23 protein-coding genes are annotated in these 25,398 nt (G+C 62.7%); 7 read left to right on the top strand and 16 right to left on the bottom strand.

Annotation, left to right across the window (positions count from 1 at the left end; all coding sequences use genetic code 11):
• Nucleotides 1-44: 44 nt before the first annotated feature.
• The 5 genes from V6766_RS04045 to V6766_RS04025 form a co-directional block, all read right to left on the bottom strand.
• The gene (locus V6766_RS04045) at nucleotides 45-887 is read right to left on the bottom strand and encodes an ABC transporter ATP-binding protein (protein ID WP_448463834.1); all 843 of its coding nucleotides are present in this window, start codon (nucleotides 885-887) and stop codon (nucleotides 45-47) included.
• The gene (locus V6766_RS04040) at nucleotides 884-1,729 is read right to left on the bottom strand and encodes an ABC transporter ATP-binding protein (RefSeq protein WP_448463832.1); all 846 of its coding nucleotides are present in this window, start codon (nucleotides 1,727-1,729) and stop codon (nucleotides 884-886) included. The genes V6766_RS04045 and V6766_RS04040 overlap by 4 nt, the downstream gene beginning before the upstream one ends.
• Before the next feature lie 5 nt (nucleotides 1,730-1,734).
• Nucleotides 1,735-2,643, bottom strand: coding sequence for an ABC transporter permease subunit (locus tag V6766_RS04035; protein ID WP_448463830.1), 909 nt, complete (start codon nucleotides 2,641-2,643; stop codon nucleotides 1,735-1,737).
• Nucleotides 2,644-2,653: 10 nt separating this feature from the next.
• Nucleotides 2,654-3,661, bottom strand: a complete 1,008-nt coding sequence (locus V6766_RS04030; RefSeq protein ID WP_448430282.1) for an ABC transporter permease subunit — start codon at nucleotides 3,659-3,661, stop codon at nucleotides 2,654-2,656.
• A gap of 213 nt (nucleotides 3,662-3,874) precedes the next feature.
• The gene (locus tag V6766_RS04025) at nucleotides 3,875-5,470 is read right to left on the bottom strand and encodes an ABC transporter substrate-binding protein (RefSeq protein WP_448463828.1); all 1,596 of its coding nucleotides are present in this window, start codon (nucleotides 5,468-5,470) and stop codon (nucleotides 3,875-3,877) included.
• Nucleotides 5,471-5,931: 461 nt separating this feature from the next.
• Between V6766_RS04025 and V6766_RS04020 the strand changes: the two genes are divergently transcribed.
• The 4 genes from V6766_RS04020 to nadC all read left to right on the top strand — a co-directional run bounded on the left by V6766_RS04020 (nucleotide 5,932) and on the right by nadC (nucleotide 10,325).
• A complete protein-coding gene (locus V6766_RS04020) occupies nucleotides 5,932-6,828 on the top strand; it encodes an NUDIX hydrolase (RefSeq protein WP_448463826.1) in 897 nt (298 codons plus the stop codon).
• Between the two features lie 155 nt (nucleotides 6,829-6,983).
• The gene (nadA, locus tag V6766_RS04015; RefSeq protein ID WP_448463824.1) at nucleotides 6,984-7,955 is read left to right on the top strand and encodes a quinolinate synthase NadA; all 972 of its coding nucleotides are present in this window, start codon (nucleotides 6,984-6,986) and stop codon (nucleotides 7,953-7,955) included.
• Nucleotides 7,952-9,469, top strand: a complete 1,518-nt coding sequence (locus V6766_RS04010; protein ID WP_448463822.1) for an L-aspartate oxidase — start codon at nucleotides 7,952-7,954, stop codon at nucleotides 9,467-9,469. The genes nadA and V6766_RS04010 overlap by 4 nt, the downstream gene beginning before the upstream one ends.
• 10 nt (nucleotides 9,470-9,479) lie before the next feature.
• Nucleotides 9,480-10,325 carry a carboxylating nicotinate-nucleotide diphosphorylase gene (gene nadC / locus V6766_RS04005; protein ID WP_448463820.1) on the top strand — a complete coding sequence of 282 codons (846 nt, stop codon included), beginning with the start codon at nucleotides 9,480-9,482 and terminating at the stop codon, nucleotides 10,323-10,325.
• On the opposite strand, the gene V6766_RS04000 is transcribed toward nadC, so the two are convergent.
• Nucleotides 10,307-10,849, bottom strand: a complete 543-nt coding sequence (locus V6766_RS04000; RefSeq protein WP_448463818.1) for a dihydrofolate reductase family protein — start codon at nucleotides 10,847-10,849, stop codon at nucleotides 10,307-10,309. The two genes, nadC and V6766_RS04000, sit on opposite strands and share 19 nt — an antisense overlap.
• 44 nt (nucleotides 10,850-10,893) lie before the next feature.
• Here V6766_RS04000 and V6766_RS03995 point away from each other — a divergent pair, with 44 nt between their 5' ends.
• Together V6766_RS03995 and V6766_RS03990 are read left to right on the top strand one after the other, a co-directional pair.
• A complete protein-coding gene (locus tag V6766_RS03995) occupies nucleotides 10,894-11,472 on the top strand; it encodes a TetR/AcrR family transcriptional regulator (RefSeq protein WP_448463816.1) in 579 nt (192 codons plus the stop codon).
• 135 nt (nucleotides 11,473-11,607) lie between these two features.
• The gene (locus tag V6766_RS03990; protein ID WP_448463814.1) at nucleotides 11,608-11,982 is read left to right on the top strand and encodes a DUF2147 domain-containing protein; all 375 of its coding nucleotides are present in this window, start codon (nucleotides 11,608-11,610) and stop codon (nucleotides 11,980-11,982) included.
• Between the two features lie 3 nt (nucleotides 11,983-11,985).
• On the opposite strand, the gene V6766_RS03985 is transcribed toward V6766_RS03990, so the two are convergent.
• Nucleotides 11,986-13,812, bottom strand: coding sequence for an SLC13 family permease (locus V6766_RS03985; RefSeq protein WP_448463812.1), 1,827 nt, complete (start codon nucleotides 13,810-13,812; stop codon nucleotides 11,986-11,988).
• 543 nt (nucleotides 13,813-14,355) lie between these two features.
• Between V6766_RS03985 and V6766_RS03980 the strand changes: the two genes are divergently transcribed.
• Entirely contained in the window at nucleotides 14,356-15,450 is a 1,095-nt protein-coding gene (locus V6766_RS03980; RefSeq protein ID WP_448463810.1) for a DUF2778 domain-containing protein, read from the top strand.
• 60 nt (nucleotides 15,451-15,510) lie between these two features.
• On the opposite strand, the gene nrdF is transcribed toward V6766_RS03980, so the two are convergent.
• The 9 genes from nrdF to cyoA form a co-directional block, all read right to left on the bottom strand.
• Nucleotides 15,511-16,491, bottom strand: a complete 981-nt coding sequence (gene nrdF, locus V6766_RS03975) for a class 1b ribonucleoside-diphosphate reductase subunit beta (RefSeq protein WP_448463808.1) — start codon at nucleotides 16,489-16,491, stop codon at nucleotides 15,511-15,513.
• 17 nt (nucleotides 16,492-16,508) lie between these two features.
• Nucleotides 16,509-18,698 (bottom strand): class 1b ribonucleoside-diphosphate reductase subunit alpha, encoded by a 2,190-nt coding sequence (gene nrdE, locus V6766_RS03970; protein ID WP_448463806.1) that lies wholly within the window; start codon nucleotides 18,696-18,698, stop codon nucleotides 16,509-16,511.
• A 2-nt stretch (nucleotides 18,699-18,700) separates the two neighbouring features.
• Nucleotides 18,701-19,102 (bottom strand): class Ib ribonucleoside-diphosphate reductase assembly flavoprotein NrdI, encoded by a 402-nt coding sequence (gene nrdI / locus V6766_RS03965; RefSeq protein ID WP_230722036.1) that lies wholly within the window; start codon nucleotides 19,100-19,102, stop codon nucleotides 18,701-18,703.
• A gap of 129 nt (nucleotides 19,103-19,231) precedes the next feature.
• Entirely contained in the window at nucleotides 19,232-19,453 is a 222-nt protein-coding gene (gene nrdH / locus V6766_RS03960; protein ID WP_018065714.1) for a glutaredoxin-like protein NrdH, read from the bottom strand.
• Nucleotides 19,454-20,144: 691 nt separating this feature from the next.
• On the bottom strand, nucleotides 20,145-20,876 hold the full coding sequence (locus tag V6766_RS03955; RefSeq protein WP_448463804.1) for an SURF1 family protein: 732 nt from the start codon (nucleotides 20,874-20,876) through the stop codon (nucleotides 20,145-20,147).
• 198 nt (nucleotides 20,877-21,074) lie between these two features.
• Complete coding sequence (gene cyoD / locus V6766_RS03950) at nucleotides 21,075-21,521, bottom strand: cytochrome o ubiquinol oxidase subunit IV (RefSeq protein ID WP_230722034.1); 447 nt, start codon at nucleotides 21,519-21,521, stop codon at nucleotides 21,075-21,077.
• A complete protein-coding gene (gene cyoC / locus V6766_RS03945) occupies nucleotides 21,518-22,129 on the bottom strand; it encodes a cytochrome o ubiquinol oxidase subunit III (RefSeq protein WP_448463802.1) in 612 nt (203 codons plus the stop codon). The genes cyoD and cyoC overlap by 4 nt, the downstream gene beginning before the upstream one ends.
• Complete coding sequence (gene cyoB, locus V6766_RS03940) at nucleotides 22,126-24,108, bottom strand: cytochrome o ubiquinol oxidase subunit I (RefSeq protein ID WP_448463800.1); 1,983 nt, start codon at nucleotides 24,106-24,108, stop codon at nucleotides 22,126-22,128. The genes cyoC and cyoB overlap by 4 nt, the downstream gene beginning before the upstream one ends.
• Entirely contained in the window at nucleotides 24,108-25,214 is a 1,107-nt protein-coding gene (gene cyoA / locus V6766_RS03935) for a ubiquinol oxidase subunit II (protein ID WP_448463798.1), read from the bottom strand. Before cyoA ends, cyoB begins: the two co-directional genes overlap by 1 nt.
• Nucleotides 25,215-25,398: the final 184 nt, after the last annotated feature.

The following is a 25,398-nucleotide window of genomic DNA, read 5'->3' as shown; positions in this document are numbered from 1 at the left end:
GGCTACCCAACAGGGCAAAATTTTGGAGGCAAGGCCTCGCCCTATTACCCCGCCGCCATCTTCGCCTGCTTGGCCGCAAGCCGTGCGCGGATGCTTTCGACGTCGGCGCGCGGCGTCGCCTTGAACAGGGTCTGGGTGTACTCGTGCTGCGGGTCGGAGAACACGGCGTCGCGGGTGCCGCGTTCGACCACTTCGCCGAAATACATCACCATGATCTCGTCGCAGATATATTTCACCACCGAGAGGTCGTGGGACACGAAGATATAGGTGAGGTCGAGCTCGTCCTGGAGATCGGCAAGCAGGTTCAGGATCTGCGCCTGCACCGACAGATCGAGCGCGGAGACCGGCTCGTCGAGCACCAGCAGGCTCGGGTTGAGGATCAGCGCGCGGGCGATCGCGATGCGCTGGCGCTGGCCGCCGGAGAACATGTGCGGGTAGCGGTCGAAATGCTCCGGCCCGAGGCCGACCTTCTTCAGAAGGTCGTGGGCCTTGTCGCGACGGTCGTTCGCCGTGTCGTCGGTGTTGAGCAGCAGCGGCTCCATCAGCACGTCGCCGATCTTCTGGCGCGGGTTGAGCGAACCGTAGGGGTTCTGGAACACGATCTGCACCTTGCGGCGCTGCTCGGGTGTCGGCCTGCTCTTTGCGATGTCGATCGTCTGACCCTCGATCGCAAGGTCGCCCGCCGTCTGCGCGTCGATCATGGTGATGATCCGGGCAAGCGTGGACTTGCCGCAGCCGGATTCGCCCACCAACGCCAGCGTCTTGCCGCGCTCGACGGAGAAATCAACGCCCTTCAGCGCCCGCACCGTGCGGGCGGACTTGAACATGCCGCCCGGCACGACGTAGTCGCGGACGATGTTCTTTCCTTCAGCGACGATCTCGCTCATGCCGCGCCTCCCGTATAGTCGGCGGAATAATCGATGGTGGGCAGCCGGTCGCCGGTGGCGTTTTCCGGCAGCGCCGAAAGCAGCGCTTTCGTATAGGCGTGTTTCGGGCTTTCGAACAGCGACAGCACGTCGGCCTCTTCCATCAGCCGGCCCTTGTACTGCACCGTCACCCGGTCGGCGGTCTCGGCCACCACGCCCATGTCGTGGGTGATCATGATCAGCGCCATGCCGGTCTCGGCCTGGAGATTGGCCAAGAGTTCGAGAATCTGCTTCTGGATCGTCACATCCAGCGCGGTCGTCGGCTCGTCGGCGATCAGGAGCTTCGGCGAACAGGCCATGGCGATCGCGATCATGATGCGCTGGCACTGGCCACCCGACATCTGGTGCGGATAGGCCTTCAGCCGGTCTTCCGGGTTGGGCAGGCCGACGGCCTGAAGCAGCTCGATGGCGCGGGCGTGGCGTGCCTTCTTGTCGAGATCGGTATGCTGTTTCAGCACTTCCTCGATCTGGAAACCGGCGGTGAAGCACGGGTTCAGGCTCGCCACCGGCTCCTGAAAGATCATCGCGATATCCTTGCCGATGATGCGGCGGCGATCCGTTGCCGAAAGGTTTGAGATATCGCGGCCCTCGAAGGCGATGCGATCGGCCTTCACGGTGGCGGTCGTCGGCAACAGGCCCATCACGGCGAGCATGGCGACCGACTTGCCGGAGCCGCTCTCGCCGACGATGGCGAGCACCTCGCCCCGGTCGATCCGGTAGGAGGCGTTGTGCAGCACCGTCGTTTCGCCGTTCGCGGTCGGGAAGCTGACGGAAAGATTTTGAACGTCGAGTAGCGGTTCCATGGTCTCTAGCTCCGCTTCAGCTTGGGATCCAGCGCATCGCGCAGGCCGTCGCCCACGAGATTGATCGCCAGAACCGTGATCAGAATGGCAAGGCCGGGGAAGGTGACGACCCACCAGGCGCGCAGGATGAATTCGCGCGCTTCCGCGAGCATCGTGCCCCATTCCGGCGTCGGTGGCTGCGCGCCCATGCCGAGAAAGCCCAGCGCCGCAGCCTCCAGAATGGCGTTGGAGAAGGAGAGCGTCGCCTGCACGATCAGCGGCGCCAGGCAATTGGGCAGGATGGTCTTGAACATCAGTCTGAGATTACTCGCGCCGGCGACCTTGGCCGAAACCACATATTCCCGGCGCGCCTCCGCCATCACCGCCGCCCGGGTCAGCCGCGCGAAGTGCGGCTGCAGAACGAGCGCGATGGCGATCATGGCGTTGAACAGGCCAGGGCCAAGCACGGCAACCAGCACCAGTGCCAGAAGCAGCGGCGGGAAGGCGAGGATCACGTCCATCACCCGCATGATCGCGACATCGACCCAGCCGCGGAAGAAGCCGGCCAGAAGCCCGAGCGTGATGCCGAGCAGCAGCGCCACCGACACGACCACAAGGCCGATCACCAGCGAATAGCGCGACCCGTAGATCAGCCGCGAGAGCATGTCGCGACCGACCGCATCCGTGCCGAGCGGGAAGGTCCACGTTCCGCCCTCCTGCCAGAAGGGCGGGGTCAGGAACATGTCGCGATATTGCTGATCGGGATTATGCGGCGCCAGAAGCGGCGCAAAGATCGCCATCAGCACCAGAAGGACGATGACGATGAGGCCCGCGACAGCCCCCTTGTTCTGGCTGAAATAGTGCCAGAATTCGGAAAGCATCTGCAGGCGGATATTCCGTTTTTGGACCGGCTGGCCCAGCGTGCTATCTGACATGGCTGAGCTCCTATTGGTGACGGATGCGAGGATTGATGAGGCCGTAGGCAAGGTCAACCAGCAGGTTGACGAGCATGACCAGACCGGCGATCAGCACCAGCCCGCCCTGGACGACCGGATAGTCGCGGCGCGAGATCGAATCGATCATCCACTTGCCGATGCCCGGCCAGGAGAAGATCGTCTCGGTCAGGATCGCGCCGGCCATCAGCATGCCGACCTGCAGGCCGATCGTGGTGATGACCGGGATCATCGCGTTTCTGAGCGCGTGGATGCCGATGACGCGCCTGCCGGAAAGCCCCTTGGCGCGGGCAGTGCGGACATAGTCTTCGCCGAGCACCTCCAGCATCGCCGAGCGCGTCTGTCGCGCGATCACCGCTAGCGGAATGGTGGCGAGCACGACCGACGGCAGGATGAGATGCGAAACCGCCGAGGCGAATGCGCCCTTTTCGCCCGACAGCAGCGAATCGATCGTCATGAAGCCGGTGACCGAGGGGAAATAGTAAAGCAGCGAGATCCGGCCGGAGACCGGCGTCCAGCCGAGAATCCCGGAAAACAGGATGATCAGCAGCAGGCCCCACCAGAAAATCGGCATGGAATAGCCGGTGAGCGCGATGCCCATGGTGGCCTGGTCGAACACCGAGCCGCGCTTGACCGCGGAGATGATGCCCGCCGGAATGCCGATGATGACGGCAAGCAGCATCGCCGAAATCGCAAGTTCGGCGGTGGCCGGAAACAGGTTCAGGAACTCCTGGAACACCGGCTGCTTGGTGGCGATCGAAACGCCGAAATCGCCATGCAGCAGGCTCCAGACATAATCGAGATACTGGACGACGATCGGGCGGTCATAGCCGAACTGGTGAAGGAGTTTCTGGTATCGGTCGGGGTCCATGCCGCGTTCGCCGGCCAGAAGCAGCACGGGATCGCCGGGCAGGACGCGCACGAAGCCGAAGGCAACGATGGTGATCCCGATAAAGGTCGGAATAATCAGCAATAGCTTGCTGAACAGAAATCTGAGCATGGCGATTCCCGAAAACGGAAAGGGGCCGCTTGACCGGCATCCGGCTTGCTTTTCGGCCTGCCATCCCGAAAGGCGTCATGCTCGTACGAGCATCCGGGCGACGCTGTGGGCGCTGCCTGGACCCTCGGGTCAAGCCCGAGGGTGACTCCCGATCGGGGAGAGGTTTTTGCAAACCGGGGCCGCATTTCCGGCCCCCTTCTCTTGTGCGAGGCCTTATTCGGCGATGGTTACATCATCGAAGCGGTGATAGCCGAGCGGGTCCATGACGAAACCCTCGACCGCGTTGGTCATCGGCATGAACACCTTTGAATGGGCGATCGTGTTCCACGGCGCCTGTTCCTTGAAGATCACCTGAGCCTGCTTGTAGAGCTCGGTGCGCTCCTCGGTGTCGGAGGTGACCTTGGCCTTCTGGATCAGCTCCTCGAAGGGCTCGTAGCACCACTGGGCGCGGTTGGAGCCGCCAACGGCATCGCAGCCGAGCAGCACGGCCAGGAAGTTGTCCGGGTCGCCATTGTCGCCGGTCCAGCCCAGAAGCACGGCGCCGTCTCGGTCTTCGGCGGAAGACCGGGCCAGATACTCGCCCCACTCATAGGACACGATCTCGGCATCGACGCCGACCTTGGCGAGGTCGGCCTGCATCAGTTCGGCCATGCGCCGTGCGTTCGGGTTGTAGGGACGCTGCACCGGCATCGCCCAGATCTTCATCGAAAGATCGGTGACGCCTTCCTCTTCCAGCATCGCCTTGGCGGCGTCCGGATCGTAGGGGTCGTCCTGCACCTCGTCATTATAGGACCACATGGTCGGCGGGATCGGGTTCTTGGCAACCTCGCCGGCGCCCTGGAACACCGATTCCAGAATGGCTTCCTTGTCGACTGCCATGTTCAGGGCCTTGCGGACCTTCGGATTGTCGAAGGGCGCCATCTTGGTGTTATAGGCGAGATAGCCGACATTCAGGCCTTCCTTGGCCATGACCGTGATGTCGTCATTGGATTCCAGCGCTTCCAGATCGGCGGGCGCGGGATAGACCATGATCTGGCACTCGCCGGCTTCCAGCTTCTGGCGGCGAACGGCGGCGTCGGTGGTGATCGCGAAGATCAGGGTGTCGAGATCTTCCTGGCCCTTGTAATAGTCCGGATTGGACTTGTAACGGATGACGGCATCCTGCTGGTAGTTCACGAAGGTGAACGGGCCAGTGCCGACGGGCTTCTGGTTCAACTGCTCCAGATTGCCGGCCTCTTCGAGCTGGTCGGCATATTCCTTCGACATGATCGAGGCGAAGTCCATGGCGAGATTCGCGATCATCGGCGCTTCCGGCCGGTTGAGCACGAACTTGACCGTCATGTCATCGACCTTTTCGATGCTCTTGATCAGGTCCGGCATCGACATGCCGTTGAAATACTCCCAGGAGATGCCCGGCGCATACTGGTACCAGGGGCTGGATTCATCCATCTGCCGCATGAACGAGAAGATCACGTCGTCGGCGTTCATCTCGCGCGTGGGGGTGAAATAATCGGTCGTCTGGAACTTGACGCCCGGACGCAGGTGGAAGGTGTATTCCAGCCCGTCTTCGGAAACGTCCCAGCTCTCTGCAAGGCCGGGCTCAACCTCGGTGGAGCCGTGCTTGAACTCGGCGAGGCGGTTGTAGATCGCGCGTGAGGAGGCGTCGAACGTCGTGCCTGCGGTATAGGGCGCCGGATCGAAGCCCTCGGGGGAGCCTTCCGAGCAGTAGACCAGCGTTGATGCGCTGGCGGCGCCGCCAAGCGATACGAAAACGCTCGTGGCGAGCGCCAAAGCCTTCAGTTTCTTCATCATTTTCCCCTTATGGTTAATGTCGTCGACGGCCTCTCGCCGCCAAAGGTTTCGCACTTTCCGGCACCGCTTTCGGCTTTTTCGCGATCTCGAATTATGCTGAACTTCATGCGGGTCTGCGCCCAACCGCAAACGTCACACTGATGGCGAGACTAGCGCTTTTTATTGACCATGCAATCAAAAAACGCGTTACCGCTCTCGCGTCAGGCGTGGCAAACACATGAAATCCTTGAATTTTCCACGTCCCGCTTATTTTCGGCAAAATGTGGCGGCAAAGCGCGTAATTCTGTTTCGTGGGAATGGGCACGGTTTTGCCGAAAGTTGCTTTCCACAGGCGACCATACAAGCAGCGCGCCGTTTGCTAATCATGCGAAAGTCTGAGATGGCGTGCTCTTGATTTCGTTGCTTATCGCCATACCCGAAATGGTGATATCCTGAACCGATAACCATCCGGAGCCTCCGTGACCGAAGCCCGCGTCCATGCCGAACTGATCGCCGTCCTGACCGCGTTGACAAATGATGCGCCGCGGGTGATGACCGTGCGCATGGGCGCCGCACTCCCCTCCGGGCCGTTCGAGAACGGCCACCGCACGCTGCAGGGCGGGCTGAACTCCTGGGTCAGGGCCCAGACCGGGCATCCCGTCGGCTATCTCGAGCAGCTCTACACCTTCGCCGATCGCGATCGCGGCTTCGACGGCGAGCGCACCATCTCGATCAGCTATCTGGGCCTTGTGCGCGAACAGCCGCCGCCCGGCGGCGGCGGGCCGCTGTGGAAGGACTGGTATACTTATTTTCCGTGGGAGGACCTGCGCGAGGGCCGGCCGGAAATCCTGGAACAGGTCAGCGACCTGATGATGCAGTGGGCGATGAGCGAGCGGCCGGGTCGGGCCGAGCGCCGCCAGCGCATCCGCTTCGCCTTCGGCGTGGACGGCATGGCCTGGAACGAGGAACTGGTGCTGCAGCGCTTCGAGCTGATGTATGAGGCGGGGCTGATTGCCGAGGCCGGACAGACGCCAGCCTTCTGGTTCGGCAAGCCGATGGCCGCCGATCACCGCCGGATTCTGGCGACCGCGATCGCAAGGCTGCGCGCCAAGATCAAATACCGGCCGGTGATCTTCGAACTCATGCCGGAAAGCTTCACGCTGCTGCAGCTGCAGAAATGCGTCGAGGCGCTGGCCGGCCTCAAGCTTCACAAGCCGAATTTCCGCCGCCAGATCGACCAGCAGAAACTGATCGAGGAAACCGGCCAGACATCCGACAAGGCCGGCGGCCGCCCGGCCAGGCTTTACCGCTATCGTCACGCGATCGTCGAGGAACGGGCGCTGACGCTCTCAAGGCTCCCGCTCGCGCGTTCTTGACTCCCCGTCAATAAGGGCGTAATGCTTGCGCCCATGATATACTCAGATTGAGTATTAATAGACCAGCGCGAGGTTGCCCCAACGCCTCTCCCTGGCAGGCCCGGCGCGGCTTCCCCGATTCTTCCGCGCCGGGCCGAACACAGGAGATAACGCCGATGAACGCGCCCTTTTCCGCCGATGCCCTGTATGACCGGGTCGCAAACGTCATTCCCAGGGCGGAATGGCTGAGCTTTGCCGACGATATCGAAGCGATCCACCGCCTGAAGCGTGAGCGCAACGCCGTCATCCTCGCGCACAATTACCAGACGCCGGAAATCTTCCACGGCGTTGCCGATATCGTCGGCGACAGCCTGGCGCTGGCGCGCGAGGCGACAAGGGTCGATGCCGATGTGATCGTGCTCGCCGGCGTCCACTTCATGGCCGAGACCGCGAAGCTGCTGAACCCGGAAAAGACCGTGCTGATCCCCGACATGGGCGCCGGTTGTTCGCTGGCGGATTCGATCACGCCCGAGGATATCGCGCTGATGCGGCAGGCCCATCCCAGCGCGCCGGTGGTCACCTATGTCAACACGTCGGCCGCGGTGAAGGCCGCCTCCGACATCTGCTGCACCTCGGGCAATGCCAAAAAGGTGGTGGAATCGCTCGGCGTGCCGAAAGTGCTGATGCTGCCGGACGAGTACCTAGCCCGCAACGTCGCCCGCGAGACCGATGTCGAGCTGATCGCATGGCGCGGCCATTGCGAGGTGCACGAGCTTTTCACGGCTGAAGACGTACGCGAGATGCGCGAGGCATGGCCGGGCGTCACCATCATCGCCCATCCCGAATGCCCGCCGGAAGTGGTGGCCGAGGCCGATTTTTCCGGCTCCACCGCCGGCATGTCGGATTATGTCCGCGATGCCAAACCCGGCCGGGTGGTGCTTCTGACGGAATGCTCGATGAGCGACAATGTCGCGGTCAATCATCCGGACGTCGATTTCGTCCGCCCCTGCAATCTCTGCCCGCACATGAAGCGGATCACGCTGTCCAATATCCGCACCGCCCTTCAGGAAATGCGCCACGAGGTCACCGTCGATCCCGCGATCGCCGATGATGCACGCCGCGCCGTCGAGCGGATGCTCGCGGTATGACCGTCGCCGTCGTCGGATCCGGGATCGGCGGGCTGGTCACGGCGCTTGCGCTGGTGCCGCTGCCGGTGACGCTGGTGACCAAGGCGGCGCTCGGGGCCGAGACCTCCACCGGCTGGGCGCAGGGCGGCATTGCCGCAGCCCTTGGCGAAGACGATAGCGCCGAGCTGCATCTCGCCGACACGCTCGCAGCCAGTGACGGGCTTTGCGATGCCGAGGCGGCCGCGCGGATATTGCAGGGCGCGCCAGACGCCATCGCCTTCCTCGAACGCCACGGCGTCGCCTTCGACCGCAGCCCCGACGGAGGCCTCGCCTTCGGGCTGGAGGCCGCCCATTCCCGCCGCCGGATCATCCATGCCGGCGGCGATGCAACGGGGGCGGCGATCATCGCCGCGCTGACGAAGGCCGTAGCCGAGACGCCTTCAATCACGATCGTTTCCGGCGCCGAGGTGCGCCGCCTGCTCGTGCGCGACAGTGCCGTCTGCGGGCTTGCCGGCGTGAGGGATGGCCAACCGTTCCGGTGCGCGGCCGCGCGCATCATGATCGCCACTGGCGGCATTGGCGGGCTCTACGACGCCTCGACCAATCCGGCGGGCAATTTCGGCCAAGGCGTGGCGCTTGCCGCCCGCGCGGGCGCGGTCCTTGCCGATATGGAATTCGTGCAGTTCCACCCGACGGCGCTCGCAACAGACATCCGCCCGCTGCCGCTGATCAGCGAGGCGGTGCGCGGCGAAGGGGCCTTGCTTGTGAATGAGAAGGGCGAGCGCTTTCTGGCCGCGACGCCGGGCGCTGAGCTTGCGCCACGCGATGTCGTCGCCCGCGCGATTGCCGCCGAGATCGCACGGGGCGGAAGGGTCTTCCTCGATGCGCGGGACGCGCTCGGCAGCCGGTTCAAGCACCGTTTTCCCGAGATCTTCGCGATCTGCGCCCGCGCCGGCATCGACCCGGCGACCGATCTCATTCCGGTGCGCCCGGCCGAGCATTATCACATGGGCGGGATCGCCGTAGATGCTGCCGGCCGCAGCTCGGTTGAAGGTCTCTATGCCGTCGGCGAGTGTGCGGCCACCGGGCTCCACGGCGCCAACCGGCTGGCGAGCAATTCGCTGCTGGAGGCCGCCGTCACCGGCCTTGCCGCAGCCGCCGATATCGCCGCCGCCCCGCCCTCGCCCGCGCCTCCGCTCCCGGCGCTGAGGCTGCCCGCCGCGCCCCGGCTTACCGCCGTGCGCCGCATCGCTTCGGACGCACTCGGCGTTACCCGGAACGGGACCGCGCTTGACGATGCCATCGCCGCCCTGCTGCCGCTCGCAGAAAGCGACGGGCCGGACGCCGATCCGGCGGTCGTTGCGCTTTCAATTGCCGTATTCGCCGCGTTGCGCGAAGAATCGCGCGGCGGCCATGCCCGCACCGATTTTCCGCGGAAGAACCTGGAAAGCCAGCGTCGGACGATGACGCTCGACGCCGTTTACGCCCATGCCCGCGCGCTTGCCGCGCGCCCCGCGCTTGCCAGAAGCGCCTGAGGACCATGCCATGCTGCCCCGCCTGATCATCGAACCCGCTGTCCGCCGCGCGCTTGAGGAAGACCTCGGCCTTGCCGGCGATATCACCGCCAATGCCGTGATCCCGGCCGGCCACCGCTCCACCGTGGTGATGGCCGCGCGCAGGCCCGGCGTGATCGCAGGCCTTGATGCCGCAGAGCTCGCCTTCATGCTCGTCGATCCGGCGATCGTCATGACCCGAAATGTGGAAGACGGCGCCAAGGTCGAATCCGGCGATATCGTTGCCACCGTCACCGGTCCCTCGCGCGCGCTCCTCACGGGCGAGCGCACGGCGCTCAACTTCCTCGGCCATCTCTCCGGCATCGCCACCGTCACCGCAGGCGTCGTTGCGGCCGTCGCGGGCACGGGCGCTGCGATCGTGTGCACCCGCAAGACCACCCCAGGGCTCAGGGCACTGGAGAAATACGCGGTGAAGGCCGGCGGCGGCGGCAACCACCGCTTCTCGCTCGCCGATGCGGTGCTGATCAAGGATAACCACATCGCGATCGCCGGCGGCATCCGCGCCGCGCTGCGGGCTGCGAAGAAGCATGCCGGCCACATGGTCAAGATCGAGATCGAGGTCGACACGCTCGACCAGTTGCGCGAGGCAATGGACGAGGGCGTCGACGCGGTGCTGCTCGACAATATGTCGCCGAAAATGCTCACCGAGGCGGTTTCGATCGTCGCCGGCCGCGCGATCACCGAGGCTTCGGGCGGCATCACGCCCGAGACCGCCGGCGCGGTGGCAAAGGCCGGCGTCGATCTGATCTCGATTGGCTGGCTGACCCATTCCGCCCCCGTGCTCGATATCGGTCTCGATTACCGGGAAGCCGTCTGAGCAAAGCTGTAATGCAGCCGGACACAGCCACGGTCGAGCGTCTTGGCGCTGATCAGGCGCGGTTGCGCGGCAAAGCCCGTCGCCGGAAACAGCGGCGCTCCGCCGCCGATCAACTCCGGCATGACATAGATCTCGATCTCGTCCAGCGCGCCGCGCTCCATGAATGCCATCTGCAGCTTGCCACCGCCGAGCATCCAGACGTCGCCATCGTCAAGCGCGCGCAGTTCCGCGATCAGGCTATCGACGTCCGCCCTCGTCTCGATTGCCCCCTTCGGCCGATCGATGGGGCGTGACGTCACGACCAGCACCCGCTTGCCCTCATAGGGCCAGGGACCTTCCACGCGGTCCAGAAAGTCATAGGTGCTCCGGCCCATGGCCACGGTGCCAATCCGCTTCAGGAAAAGATTGTAATCGTGCTCGCCGAGATCGAGCCCGTCATAGCGGAACAGCCAGTCGAGATTGTCGTCCGGTCCGGCGATGAAGCCGTCGAGACTGACGGCGATATAACCCACAATTTTTGCCATGGTTGCTCCTTGTTAATAAATAAACATTCATTTATAAATAGACCATGCCCAGACGCAAGACAATTTCCGAACCCGCCCTGCTCGCCGTGTTGCTCGACGCGATCGCCGAAACCGGTCCGGATGGCCTCACCTTTGCCAGGGCGGCAGCATGCAGCGGGCTTTCCGCGCCGACGCTGGTACAGCGCTTCGGCGACCGCGCGGCGATGGTCGAGGCCATACTGCTTTACGCATGGGACCGGCTTGATGAGGCAACCGAAGCCGCCGATGCCGCCTTCCCGGTTTCGCCGCGCGGCGCCATCGATCTGCTTCTGCATCTCACGCCCAATGCCGAACACGGCCTTGATGGCGGCCTGCCGCTTCTGCGCGAGGACATGCGCAACCCGGCGCTGAGGGCGCGCGGCAGGGCCTGGGGAGAGCGGCTTTCAGCCGCGCTTTCGCGCCGGCTCGGCGATAATCCGGCGCTGGGCCGGCAGATGGCGAGCCTGTGGCAGGGCGCGATCATCTGGTGGGGCTTCAACCGCAATGGCCCGCCGCAGGCGGCCATCGGCGAGGCTCTCGAAGGCTGGTGCCGCACCGCAAGCCTCGATCCGCCCGCTGACCCATCGGGCTCCGCTTCCCGATAGTATGTCTGACAAAAAAAAACGCCGCCGAGCGAACCGACGGGCGTTTTTGCCCGTAATTCCCCCTGTCTGGTTGTCGCGCGCCGCGCAAAGGCCCGCCTTTGCCGGTCGCGCGCAAAACCGTGAGAGGAGACAGGGATGAACCGGAGAGCGTCAATTCTGCTCGCGCTTCCGCTGGCGGCCGCGCCCGGGCTCGCCGAAGCCTCCGACCTTGCCGGCGTGTGGGCGCGCGGCGATGGCAAGGCGCGGGTGGTGGTCGAGCAATGCGGCGAAGACCTTTGCGCCACCAATGTCTGGGTCAGGCCCGGCACGCGCAACGAGCGAGTCGGCGACACGCTGGTCATGGATGTCGACCCGGTCGGGCCGTCGCGCTACGAGGGCCGGGCCCGCGATGTGCGGCGCGGCCTCACCTATTCGATGGAGATATCGCTCGACGGCGCGGCGATGGAGACGCGCGGCTGCATTCTCGGCAAGCTGATCTGCAAATCGGCGAACTGGACCAGCGTGAACTGAAGTTCAAAGCCCGTAATACCAGGGCGCGGTCAACGCGAACACCACGGCGAGCAGCACGATCAGGGGCACGCCAGCGCGGATGAAATCGCCGAAACTGTAATGGCCCGGCCCCATGACCATGAGATTGGTCTGGTAGCCGATCGGGGTCGCGAACGAGCAGTTTGCCGCGTAGATCACGGCTGCGGCGAAGGCCTCCGGGGGCGCGCCGATCTGCCGCGCCATGCTGAGCCCGATCGGAATGAAAAGCGCCACCGCCGCGTTGTTGGAAAGCACATTGGTGAGGATCGAGACCCCCACGAACAACATCACGATCATCAGCCACGCCGAGGAGCCGCCGCCAAGCGCGACGATGCCTTCCGCGATCAGTTGCGCGCCGCCGGTTGCCTGAAGCGCCGTCGCCATGGCGATCGACGCGCCGACGAGCAGGTATATCTGCCGGTCGAAGGCGCGGGCTGCCTGTTGCAGCGTCAGGCAGCCGAACAGGATCATCAAAAGCGCGCCGGTGACGGCGTTGACCACCATCGGCGTGATACCCGTGGCCGAGAGGATGACGATCGCCGCGAAAATGCCGCTCGCCAAGAGCGCCTTGTCGCGCGGCGGCACGCTTTCGGCCGAATGCTCGAGCAGCAGGATATCGTGATTACCGCGCATGGCGCGCAGATCGTCCTCGCGACCGCCGATCAGCAGCGTATCGCCCGCCTCGAAACGCAGTTGCGAGAACGGCGTCCGCGCCATCCGGCTCTTGCGGCGAACGCCGAATATGGTGATGTTGAAGCGCTGCTGAATGCCGCTGAAGCGGACCGTGCGCCCCTCGAACAGCGAGCCGGGCGTGATCACCGCTTCGGCCAGATGATAATGCGCGCCGACCCGCCGTTCCGCCGACGGCGCGGTTCCGTCCGGCGGCGCCGTGAGGCTGATCTCGCCCTTGGCCAGCAGGTCCATGAACCCCTTGCGGGTACCCGTCATCTGCAGCCGATCGCCCGGCTGCAGCGTCAGCCCGTCATCATAGGGGGGCAACAGCACCGTCTCGCCACGGACCAGGGCATGCAGCGACATCGGCGTCAGCACGGGAAAGAAGCCCGAGCGGGCGCGTTCCCCGACATAGCGGCTTTCGCCGAGCAGAACCACCTCGCCCAGAAACTGGGTGCCGGCGCTCTCCTGTTCGAAGCGCTTTTGCGACCGTTCCCGGGTGAAGATCCGCGGCATGACGAACAGCACATAGACAGCGCCGGAGACCGCGAGGATGACGCCCATGCCGGTGATGTCGAAGAAGCCGAGATTGACACCCTCGCGGCTGGCGATGCCCGCCGCGATCAGATTGGTCGAGGACCCGATCATCGTGGTCATGCCGCCCAGAATGGTGATGAAGGAAAGCGGCATGAAAATCTGGTAGGGCGGCAGGCGGAACCGCGCGGCAAGCGAGGCCAGCACGGGGATGAAGATGACGACGACCGGCGTGTTGTTCAAAAATGCCGAGGTGATGCCGCAGGTCGCCAGGATCATGATGATCAGCAGGCGCGGATTGGCGCCGTAGAACTGCCCGATCCGGTTGGTCACGCCCTCCAAAGCGTCGGTCGCAAACAGGCCCTGGCCGACGATCAGGAGAGCCAGCACCGTGACCAGCGCCGGCGAGGAGAAGCCGGCGAGCATATCCTCGATCGGCAGCGGCTTTCCGCCTTCCATCGTAAACGGGAACGCGCCGAACAGCACAAGAAGCATGCCGAGCGCGGCGAGCGACACCGCCTCGATCGGGAACCGGTCGAGGGAATAAAGACCGATCGTCCCGACGATAATCGCCATTGTCGCCACAAGATGAAAATGTTCGATCAAAAGAGCCTCGTAAAAAATCCGGACACGCCTGTCCCGAGACCGAAGCGATACCCCCGCTCCCGCAAAACCGACTGTCTTACATCATCGAAAATTTGACTTTGACAGTATTCCCGCGGCGTCCGCAAGTCCTCTCTAAAAAGTCGGCCCTCTTGAAACCGCGCGGGTCGGCCGGGGCATTTCGCAACTGCATCGCCTGAAAGCATAGCGCATTTTCAGGCATTAACCGATGAGGCCGCATTTTCTCCCATTTTGGATTTTAGGCGCTCTTCGAAGTTAGTGACGCAAACGTCAAGGTCAAAAGACCCAACGCCACGAAGGCCAACTCCAGCGCTAGAGGACCCAGCCGAAATGCCGCCACGCAACTTTTTTTCCGTCCGCAAAAACCCCGTAGCCAAAGGCGTTGCCGCCTGTTCCAATTGCGGCGACGCCCGTCAGCCGAGCCCGGGCCGTTTCCGGCGTAAGGAAAAATTTACCCTGCGCGCAGTATTTTTCCGACTGGCACCTGTCACACCGTCTTTGAGTTTTGCGTAGGAAGTGTGTTTCGTGACGTCGATCAAGAATTCGAAATCCCGCCCCAAGCGAGATCGCAGGAACGGCTTGCTGCGGCTTTCGCTCGCGGGCATCATGACGGCAATCGCCGGCGGCGCGATCATCACCATCGCCTCGTCGCCGATCCTTTCGGCGACGGTCTCCAAACCCGAATTCGCCTCCTCGCGCGGCATCAGCCTTACGGTCAACCCGGCGTTCAAGGCGCCCCAGCGCGCCCAAAGCGCCAAGGAAGCGCGCCTTCTCGCCGCCAAAACCGGACAGAGCCGCGCAAAGCCGGCGCTTGCTCCCGATGATATAAGGCAGGCCCTTCTGGCGGGCCGGCTGGAACAGGCCGGCCGCATGGCGCTCGCCGATCTCCAGCGCGGCCTTGTCGGCCGCCAGATCGCCGACAATGCCGGCTCCGAAATCGCGCTTGCCGGGGTTCCGCCCGAGCTTCAGCCGAAAGCCGCAGCGGTCCCGACGCCCGCCGCCCCGTCCACCACGCTTGCGGCACTCGCTCCGAGCGGCGACACCAATGCCGACGATGCCTTCAAACTGGTGCTCCAGGGCGCCGATTCGTCCCGTCTTTCGCCGGGCGAAGTGCCGGTGCCGGCCAAACGGCCCGCCGGCATGCAGCTTGCCTATGCCGATTTCGGCCATGACGACCTCAACGACATCATGGGCGAGGTGCCCGGCCGCACCAAGAAGGTCGCCGTCTACGATATCTCCGCGGGCAAGGTCTACATGCCGGACGGCGAGGTCATGGAAGCCCATTCCGGCAAGGGCAAATACCGCGACGACCCGAACCATACCCATGTGAAGATGGCCGGCGCGGTGCCGGCGGCGACCTACAAGCTGACCATGCGCGAATCGCTGTTCCACGGCGTGCCGGCGCTCAGAATGACCTCTGTCGACGGCACCAATCCGCTCGGCCGCACCGGCATTCTTGCCCACACCTACATGCTGCGCACGCCGGGCGATTCCCATGGCTGCCTGGTGTTCAAGGACTATTACAAGTTCCTGAAAGCGTGGAAGGCCGACAAGGTCGACTATATCGTCGCCGTTCCAAGCCTCGAGGAAGGGGCCAACACGCTGCTGGCGAACCGGTAAAACTGACGCGGCCAGACGTCTCCGCCTGGCCGTAAAATGCCCGAGACTCTGCTGAAGGGATCAGAAATCCCAGTCGTCGTCCTCGGTGGCGATCGCCTTGCCGATGACGTAGGACGAGCCGGAGCCGGAGAAGAAGTCGTGGTTCTCGTCGGCGTTCGGCGACAGCGCCGACAGGATCGCCGGGTTGACCTTGCAGGCTTCCGGTGGAAACAGCGCCTCGTAACCGAGATTCATCAGCGCCTTGTTGGCATTGTAGTGCAGGAAGGCCTTCACGTCTTCGGTCAGGCCGACCGCATCGTAAAGCTGCTCGGTGTATTTGGATTCGATCTCGTAGAGTTCGAACAGCAGGCCGAAGGTGAAGTCCTTGATCGCCTCGCGCTCGGCCTCGGACACCTTCTTCAGCCCCTGCTGGAACTTGTAGCCGATGTAATAACCATGCACGGCCTCGTCGCGGATGATCAGGCGGATCAGGTCGGCGGTGTTGGTCAGCTTGGCGCGGCTCGACCAGTACATCGGCAGATAGAAGCCCGAATAGAACAGGAAGCTTTCGAGGAAGACGCTGGCGACCTTCTTACGAAGCGGATCGGTGGCGCGGTATTCCTGCAGGATGAGCTGTGACTTTTCCTGGAGGAAGGCATTTTCCTCAGACCAGCGATAGGCATCATCCACTTCCGGCATCGAGCAGAGCGTGGAGAAGATCGAGGAATAGGAGCGCGCGTGAACCGCCTCCATGAAGGAGATGTTCGACAGCACAGCCTCTTCATGCGGGGTCACGGCATCGGGCATCAGCGTGATCGCGCCGACCGTGTTCTGGATGGTGTCGAGCAGGGTCAGCCCGGTGAAGACGCGGATGGTGAGCTTCTGCTCGTCCTCCTTCAGCGTCGACCAGGAGGGAATGTCGTTCGACAGCGGCACTTTTTCCGGCAGCCAGAAATTGCCGGTGAGCCGGTTCCAGACCTCAAGGTCCTTCTCGTCGACGATACGGTTCCAGTTGACCGCGCGCGGCACGGCGATGGCGGGCTTCTTTGTCTGCATGTTCATGGTTTTTCCCCCGCGCATTACAGGCTGCACGAAACACAGCCTTCGACCTCGGTGCCCGAAAGCGCCATCTGCCGAAGACGGATGTAGTAAATGGTCTTGATGCCCTTCTTCCAGGCGTAGATCTGCGCCTTGTTGACATCACGCGTGGTGGCGGTGTCGCGGAAGAACAGCGTCAGCGACAAGCCCTGGTCGACATGCTGGGTGGCCGCCGCATAGGTGTCGATGATCTTCTCCGGCCCGATTTCATAGGCATCCTGGTAATATTCCAGATTGTCATTGTCCATGAACGGCGCCGGGTAGTAGACGCGGCCGATCTTGCCTTCCTTGCGAATCTCGATCTTGGAAACGATCGGGTGGATCGAGGCGGTGGCGTTGTTGATGTAGGAGATCGAACCGGTCGGCGGCACGGCCTGGAGGTTGCGGTTATAGAGGCCGCCCTTCATCACCGCGTCCTTCAGTTCCAGCCAGTCTTCCTTCGTCGGCAGGTCGATGCCGGCCTTTTCGAACAGCTCGCGCACGCGCTCGGTCGCAGGCTTCCATTCCTGCTCGGTGTATTTGTCGAAATATTCGCCGCTGGCATATTTCGACTTCTCGAAGTCCGCGAAGGAAACGCCGCGCTCGACGGCGATCCGGTTCGAGGCCTTCAGCGCGTGATAGGTCACGGCGTAGAAATACATATTGGTGAAGTCGACGCCCTCTTCCGAACCGTAGAAGATGCGCTCGCGGGCGAGATAGCCGTGCAGGTTCATCTGGCCGAGGCCGATCGCGTGGCTCTCGTCATTGCCCTTCTCGACGGAGGGCACCGAGGAAATGTGGCTCATGTCGGAAACGGCGGTGAGCGCGCGGATCGCGGTGTCGACGGTACGACCGAAGTCGGACGAATCCATCGCCATGGCGATGTTCATCGAGCCGAGATTGCAGGAGATGTCCTTGCCCATATGCTTGTAGGACAGGTCCTCGTCGAATTCGCTGGCTTCCGAGACCTGCAGGATTTCCGAGCAGAGATTGCTCATCGAAATCCGGCCGGCAACCGGATTGGCGCGGTTCGCCGTATCCTCGAACAGGATGTAGGGATAGCCGCTTTCGAACTGAAGCTCGGCCAGCGTCTGGAAGAAGGCGCGGGCATTGATTTTCTTCTTGCGGATTTCCGGGTTGTCGACCATTTCGCGGTAATGCTCGGTGATCGAGACCTCGGTCATCGCCTTGCCGTAGACGCGTTCCACGTCATAGGGCGAGAACAGGTACATGTCCTCGTTGTTCTTGGCGAGTTCGAAGGTGATATCCGGGATCACCACGCCGAGCGACAGCGTCTTGATGCGGATCTTCTCGTCGGCATTCTCGCGCTTGGTGTCGAGGAAGCGCATGATGTCGGGGTGGTGGGCGTTCAGATAAACGGCACCCGCGCCCTGGCGCGCGCCGAGCTGGTTGGCGTAGGAGAACGAGTCCTCGAGCAGCTTCATCACCGGGATGACGCCGGAGGACTGGTTCTCGATCTTCTTGATCGGCGCGCCATGCTCGCGGATATTGGTGAGCGACAGCGCCACGCCGCCGCCGCGCTTGGAAAGCTGCAGCGCCGAATTGATCGAGCGGCCGATGCTCTCCATATTGTCTTCGATGCGCAGCAGGAAGCATGAGACCAGCTCGCCGCGGCTCTTCTTGCCGGCGTTGAGGAAGGTCGGCGTCGCGGGCTGGAAACGACCGGCGATGATTTCATCGACGAGCGCGGTCGCAAGCTGCTCGTCGCCCTTGGCAAGCGCGAGCGCGACCATGCAGACGCGGTCTTCGTAGCGCTCCAGATAGCGTTTGCCGTCAAACGTCTTCAGCGTGTAGGCGGTGTAATATTTGAAGGCGCCGAGAAACGTCTGGAACCGGAACTTCTTCGCGAAGGCGTGGTCCCAGAGATCGCGCACGAAATTGAACGAATACTGGTCGAGCACTTCCTGCTCGTAATAGCCCTCGTCGACAAGATAATCGAGCTTCTCCCGGAGGTTATGGAAAAACACGGTGTTCTGGTTGACGTGCTGCAGGAAATACTGCTTGGCCGCCAGCCGGTCCTTGTCGAACTGGATGTGCCCGTTCTCGTCATAGAGATTGAGCATCGCGTTCAGGGCATGATAGTCCAGCGTTGCGGGCTTCGCCTTGGCGGCGCCCTTTTCCGCGACCTTCTCGGTGCCCTGCACGGTTTCTTCCTCGGCGCTTGTGGCCATCCTCAATTCTGCCGTTTCCAAAACTCTTCCAGCCCCTGTCTGACGTTGTTGACATCCTCTTCCGTGCCGAGAAGCTCGAAACGATAGAGGTACGGTATCTTGCATTTTGCCGCGATGATATCGCCGGCAATGCCGTATGTATTTCCGAAATTCGTGTTTCCGGAGGCGATGACGCCGCGGACCAGCGCCCTGTTCTCCGGATCGTTGAGGAACTGGATGACCGGTTTCGGCACCGCTCCCCTGCCATCCCCGCCGGCATAGGTGGGAACGACCAGCACATAGGGCTCGTCCACCTTTTTCGTGTCGCCCTGCGGGCCGAGACGCTTTGCCGGAAGGCCTGTCTTGGTCACGAAACGATGGGTGTTGCCCGTAGCGCTGGAATAGTAGACGAGCATGCCCGTCATCCTCTTGTCCTCTTCACCAACACGGCGCGCCCGTCTGACGCGCCGTCTGATCGTTCAGGCGCCCGCCGCATGGATGCGGCGCAACGCCTTCTTCAGGCTTCGCCGGCTGGCAGCCGGCGGCATTCATGGTCAGGCAAGCGCGCCGATCATGTCCGGACGGAAGCCCGACCAGTGCTGCTCGCCGGCGACGACGACCGGGACCTGCCGGTAGCCCATGCCAACGACCTGATCATAGGCATCGTTGTCCACCGACACATCAACCACTTCATAGTCGAGGCCCTTGCGCTCCAGCGCGCGGGTCGTTGCATTGCACTGCACGCAAGCCGGTTTGGAATAGACAGTGATCTTCATCGTTATCCTCGCATAATCATTTTCTTCAAAAAGCGCCGCCGGGCGAACCCTCGGCGCTTCCCGCGCATCTGGCGAGGCTGGCGGCCAACACGGCATAGCCTCGTCCCGGACCCATGGCCGGCTTCCGCCTGATCGAAACGCCGGCGGTTGCAAACGGCCGCCGCCGCCATTTCTCAACAGACATCTCGAACACATTGACCGGACTGGCATTTTGGCTCTCCAGAAGCCGGCAGAAATCGCGCTGTCCACGAGGAACACCAATCCGACATATGCCTATGGAGACTCAAAAAACCTGAGAACCGGACGCCGCTGACGAGTCAGCATTGATTCGATAGACTCACCATAACACAATATCTGCGAACTGGAATGCCCGAACCAACCATATATAGTGTTTCGTGGACCTGTTTTCCACATTCAGGGTTAACGCATTGTGACAGGGAAAAAATACAGGCCGGAACGGGCGAACAGCGCTGTTGCAGCATGTGCCGGCCCGGCGAATCGGTCTTGGGAAATTGCCGATGGCCGTGAAGATGACCCCTCGCCACCGGCAACGGCTACCAACCGGGAGTTGAACCGTCATGCACGCGGGATTTCTTTCGCCCTTTCCACAGGGGGACAAAAAAGCAGGGGATGACCGAAACTTCAGGCCGGCAGGAACGCGACCAAAGGACAAGCCTTTGAGAAGCCAGCCCTATTCGTCGTCGGAGGACGATGGCCGCCGCTCATAGCGCAGCACGAAGACATAAAGCCCGAGCGTGCCGAGCGCCATCGCAAACCATGTCAGCGCATAGCTCAGATGTGCATTGCGGAAGCTGACCACGGTCAGGCCGCCGATCGGCAGCTTGCCCGCCGGGCCGCTGGCTTCGGCGTCGATGAAATAGGGGGCGAACGGCACCAGGCCTCTGGTCCCCATGATCGAGGCGACATCGCGGCGATACCATTTGCCATCGGCCGGATCGTTGGAGCGTGAAAACAGCCAGCCCTTGCTCTCCGACATGCGCAGCAACCCCTCAACCGTGACCTCGCCCTCGGGGGCGCGATAATTGGCGGGATTGTCCTGTCTGCCCTCCGGCACGAAGCCGCGATTGATCAGCACATAGCTGCCGTCATCGCGCAGAAGCGGCGTCATCACGAAATAGCCGGCGCCGAGTTGGGTCGGATAGTAGATCAGCGTCTGCGCCGCCTCGATATAGCGCCCGGTGACGCTGACATGGCGATAGGCGTCATCTTCGCGCGTCACCGTCTCCCCTGCCCCCGGCGCCGGCACGGCCGGCGCTTCGACGCGGGCATCGACGGCGGCGATCAGATCGCGCTTCCATTGCAGGCGATAGACCTGCCAGATGCCGAGCGCCGTGAAGCTGGCAAACAGGATCGCAGCGATCGCGGTGAGGATCAGGAATTTCTTGCGGGACGTGGCGGCCATTGCGGCAAGGACCTTTCGGGCCGGCATCTTATAATGCTTTGTAAAGCACGCAGGACGACGGCGCGTCACCTCCGGCGCAATCAAGGCCATCGCCCTAGAAGGCGCCTCGGATTGGAATGACGCCGGAACGTGGCGAAACGGCGTTCGCCGGATAAAAACGGAACCGCCCCGCAGCCTGGCTGCGGGGCGGACAAAGCGTTACTGCTGGCCCTGCACGATGATATTGCCGGTGACGCCGGCGTCGCGCAATTGCTGGGCAATCTCGGGCGTGGCGCAGACGATGGTGCCGTCGTCGAGATAGGTGAACCCGCTTTCCGGCAGCGGCATCATGTATTTGTTCATGTTGTGCATGACCCAGAGCGAGCCCGCCAGCACGATCAGAAGCAGGATCAGCGCCAGCAGCGAGGACGCCATGGTCCAGCCCTGTTCCTGATTGGTGCTGAGCAGCAGGAAATAGCGCAGATGCACCAGAATCTGGGCCGCGGCGCAGATCATCACCACCGTCAGCAGGAAGGCCTTGCTGGAGATTGCGTCCGCCATCACCAGCCCGAAGGGGATGATGGTCAGCACCGCCGCCAGCACGAAGCCGGTCATCAGCCCCTTGAAGCTGCCATGGCCGTGGGAAGTGTGTTCAGCGCTGCTCATAGGATCGCTCCGGTAAGATAGACCAGCGAGAACACGCCGATCCAGATCAGGTCGAGGAAGTGCCAGAACATCGAAAGCGTTGAGACACGGCGGCGCATCGGCTCGTTCAAGCCACGCTTCGAAACCTGGAAAAGCAGGACGATCAGCCAGATCGTGCCGAAGGTCACATGCAGGCCGTGGGTGCCGACCAGCGTGAAATAGGCCGACAGGAAGGCCGAACGGTCCGGCGTGGCGCCTTCGGAAATCAGGTCGTGGAACTCGTAGACTTCCATCGCCAGAAAGCCGACGGCAAACAGGCCGGCGATGATCAGCCACTTCATCACGCCGGCCTTGTCGCCCTTGTCCATGTGCAGCATGCCCATGCCGAAGGTGACCGAGGAGAACAGCAGCAGCGCAGTTTCCACCAGCGCGAACCACAGGTGGAACAGGTCGTTCGGCGCCGGCCCGCCCGCATAGGAGCGGCCGAGCACGGCATAGGTCGCGAACAACGTGCCGAAAATCAGGCAGTCGCTCATCAGGTAGATCCAGAAGCCAAGCTGCGTCGGGCTGTCGTGGGCGTGGTCGTCGTGATGCGCGCTGGTATCTGCGCCCGTATCAGCGATCGTCATGCAAGTGCCTCCTTGGCCTTTTCCTGGTCGCGGGCGACCTGTTCGGCCGGAATGTAGTAATCACGGTCGAAATCGAAGGTGTGATAGATGATCGAGCCGACAGCGAGCACGAAGCTCAGCACCACCAGCCACCACATGTGCCACACCAGCGCGAAGCCGAGCGCGAGGCAGAAGAAGGCGGGCACGATGCCGGCCCAGGTGTTCTTCGGCATGTGGATCGGCTTGTAGTCGGTCGGCCACTGGAAGCCTTCCTTCTTCATCCGCCACCAGGCATCACGACCGGTCACGACGAAATCGGCAGGGAAGTTGTAGGGCGCGACCGGAGAAGTGGTCGCCCATTCCAGCGTGCGGCCGTTCCACGGATCGGGACCGCATTTCAGCGCGTCGCGGTTCTTGATGGAGACGACGAGCTGGATCACGGTGGAGGCGATGCCGCAGCCGATCAACAGCATGCCGATGCAGGCGATCACGAAATAGATCTGCCAGCCGGTGTCGGTATAGCTCTGCAGCCGACGGGTGACGCCCATCAGGCCGAGCACATAAAGCGGCATGAAGGCGACGTAGAAGCCGATGCACCAGAACCAGAACGAGCGGCGGCCCCATTTGTCATCCAGCTTGAAGCCGAACACTTTCGGCCACCAGTACTGGTAACCCGCCATCAGCCCGAAGACCACGCCGCCGATGATGACGTTGTGGAAGTGGGCGATCAGGAACAGCGAGTTATGCAGCTGGAAATCCGCTGGCGGAACCGCCAGCATGACGCCGGTCATGCCGCCGATGGTGAAGGTGATCAGGAAGCCCACCGTCCAGTACATCGGGGTCTCGAACCGGATCCGGCCGCGATACATGGTGAACAGCCAGTTGAAGATCTTCGCCCCCGTCGGCACCGCGATGATCATCGTCGAAATGCCGAAGAAGGTGTTCACATTCGCCCCGGAGCCCATGGTGAAGAAGTGGTGCAGCCAGACGACGAAGGACAGCACCAGAATGCAGGCCGTGGCGTAGACCATGGTGCGGTAGCCGAACAGCGGCTTGCCCGAGAAGGTGGCAACCACTTCGGAGAAGATGCCGAAACAGGGCAGGATCAGGATATAGACTTCCGGGTGGCCCCAGATCCAGATCAGGTTCACATACATCATGGGGTTGCCGCCCATGTCGTTGGTGAAGAAGTGCATGCCGAGATAGCGGTCAAGCGCCAGCATGGCGAGCGTTGCCGTCAGCACCGGGAAGGCGGCGACGATCAGCACGTTGGCGGCCAGCGTGGTCCAGGCGAACACCGGCATGCGCATCATCGTCATGCCCGGCGCGCGCATCTTCAGGATGGTCGCGACCATGTTGACGCCCGATAGCGTCGTGCCTATCCCCGCTATCTGTAGCGACCATATGTAATAGTCGACCCCCACATCGGGCGAGTATGCGATCCCCGAAAGCGGCGGCATGGCGAGCCAGCCGGTGCGGCCGAGAAGGCCGATGAACAGCGACACGTTGAGCAGGATCGCGCCCGAAACCGTCATCCAGAACGAGAAATTGTTGAGCCACGGAAAGGCCACATCGCGCGCGCCGATCTGCAGCGGCATGGCGATATTCATCACGCCGACCAGGAAGGCCATGGCGAAGAAGAAGATCATGACCGTGCCGTGGGCGGTGAAGATTTGGTCGAAATGGTGCGGCGGCAGGTAGCCCTGCGCCCCGCCGGCGGCAATCGCCTGCTGGGTGCGCATCATGAAGGCGTCGGTGAAGCCGCGGAACAGCATGACCAGCGCCAGCACGATATACATCACGCCGATCTTCTTGTGGTCGACCGAGGTGAACCACTCGCTCCAGAGATAGCCCCACTTGCGGTGATAGGTGATCAGGCCGAACACCGTCAGAAAGGCAATCACCACGGCGGCAAAGGTCACATCCAGGATCAGGACATTGTAGGGGATGTCGGCCCAGGTGAGCTTGCCGAAAATGAAGTTCCAGAAATCAGATCTCATTACTGCCTCGCGGATTCGGATGCGTTCGGCGCATTGTCGCCGCCGGCCAGGTTTGTGACGGTCTGGTCAGGGTTCTTGACGTTGACCGGGCCCTTGGTCGGCTCGTCCGGATTGGCGTGGAGCGTTTCCTCGAAGGCGTGCTGGTCGAAGCCCTCGCCGGGCGCGAACTCGTCATAGACATAGGAATCCTTGGTTTCGATCCCCTTCTTGCCGCCGCCGCCCATCATGTCCTGCATCATCATGTCGCCGATGCAGACCTTGCCCGGTTCGACGCACAGGCCGACGATCTTGTCGAACAGGTTGTCGGCGACGCCGTTGTAATAGGACACGCTGTCGGCAACAGTCGGTTTCGCCAGCGTCTGGTAGGCGTCGACCGTAAGTTCGGAACCGGAGGTCTTGACCGTGCTCACCCAGTTGTCGAACTCGTCCTCGGACACGGCGAAGGTCTCGAAATCCATATGGGCATAGCCGGGGCCGGAATAATTGGCCGAGCGGCCGTAATATTTGCCGGCGTCATCGGCAACCAGATGCAGCTTGGTCTCCATGCCGGCCATGGTGTAGATCATGCCGGCGAGCGCGGGAACCGAGAATGTGTTCATCACCGATGACGAGGTCAGCCGCAGGTTCACCGCCCTGTCGGTCGGCAGCACGAGCTGGTTGACCACGGCGATGTTTTCTTCCGGATAGATGAACAGCCACTTCCAGTCGAGCGAGACCGCCTCGATCTCCAGCGGTTCGCCGGCGATATGGTCGAGCGGCTTGTAGGGGTCGAGACGGTGGGTATAGACCCAGGTCAGCGCCCCGAGCGCGATGATGATCATCACCGGAACGCCCCAGATGAAGGCCTCGAACAGGTTGGAATGCTCGAATTCCGGATCGTAATCATCCGTGGCCTTGCGCGAATCGCGATAACGCCACGGAATGTAGACCGCCATGACCAGCACCGGCACGATGATGACCATCATCAGCACGGTGGAGGCGATCAGCAGGTCGCGCTCTTCATTGGCGACCCAGCCTGCGGGGTCGAGAAGGATCAGCTGACAGCCCGAAAGAGCGAGCACAAGCGGCAGCAGCAATGCCGGTTTTATTAGCTTGGAAAGGTTCACAATCGTTTCATTCTCTGCCAAACGCCCGGTTTCGCGGAAAAACGCGGGCCTTGTTTTCGATGACGTGTCTGCAGCCTTCCGGCCCCTGGTCCCCGCGACACCGGTGCGGCACAGACATTCCCGTTGAAACCGCCCATCCTTCAAGGACCGGGCGCACATGCGGCAGCTACTAACCCAATTTCGA

The organism is Martelella sp. AMO21009, assembly GCF_053484295.1.
This window is presented reverse-complemented; position numbering and strand designations above follow the sequence as displayed.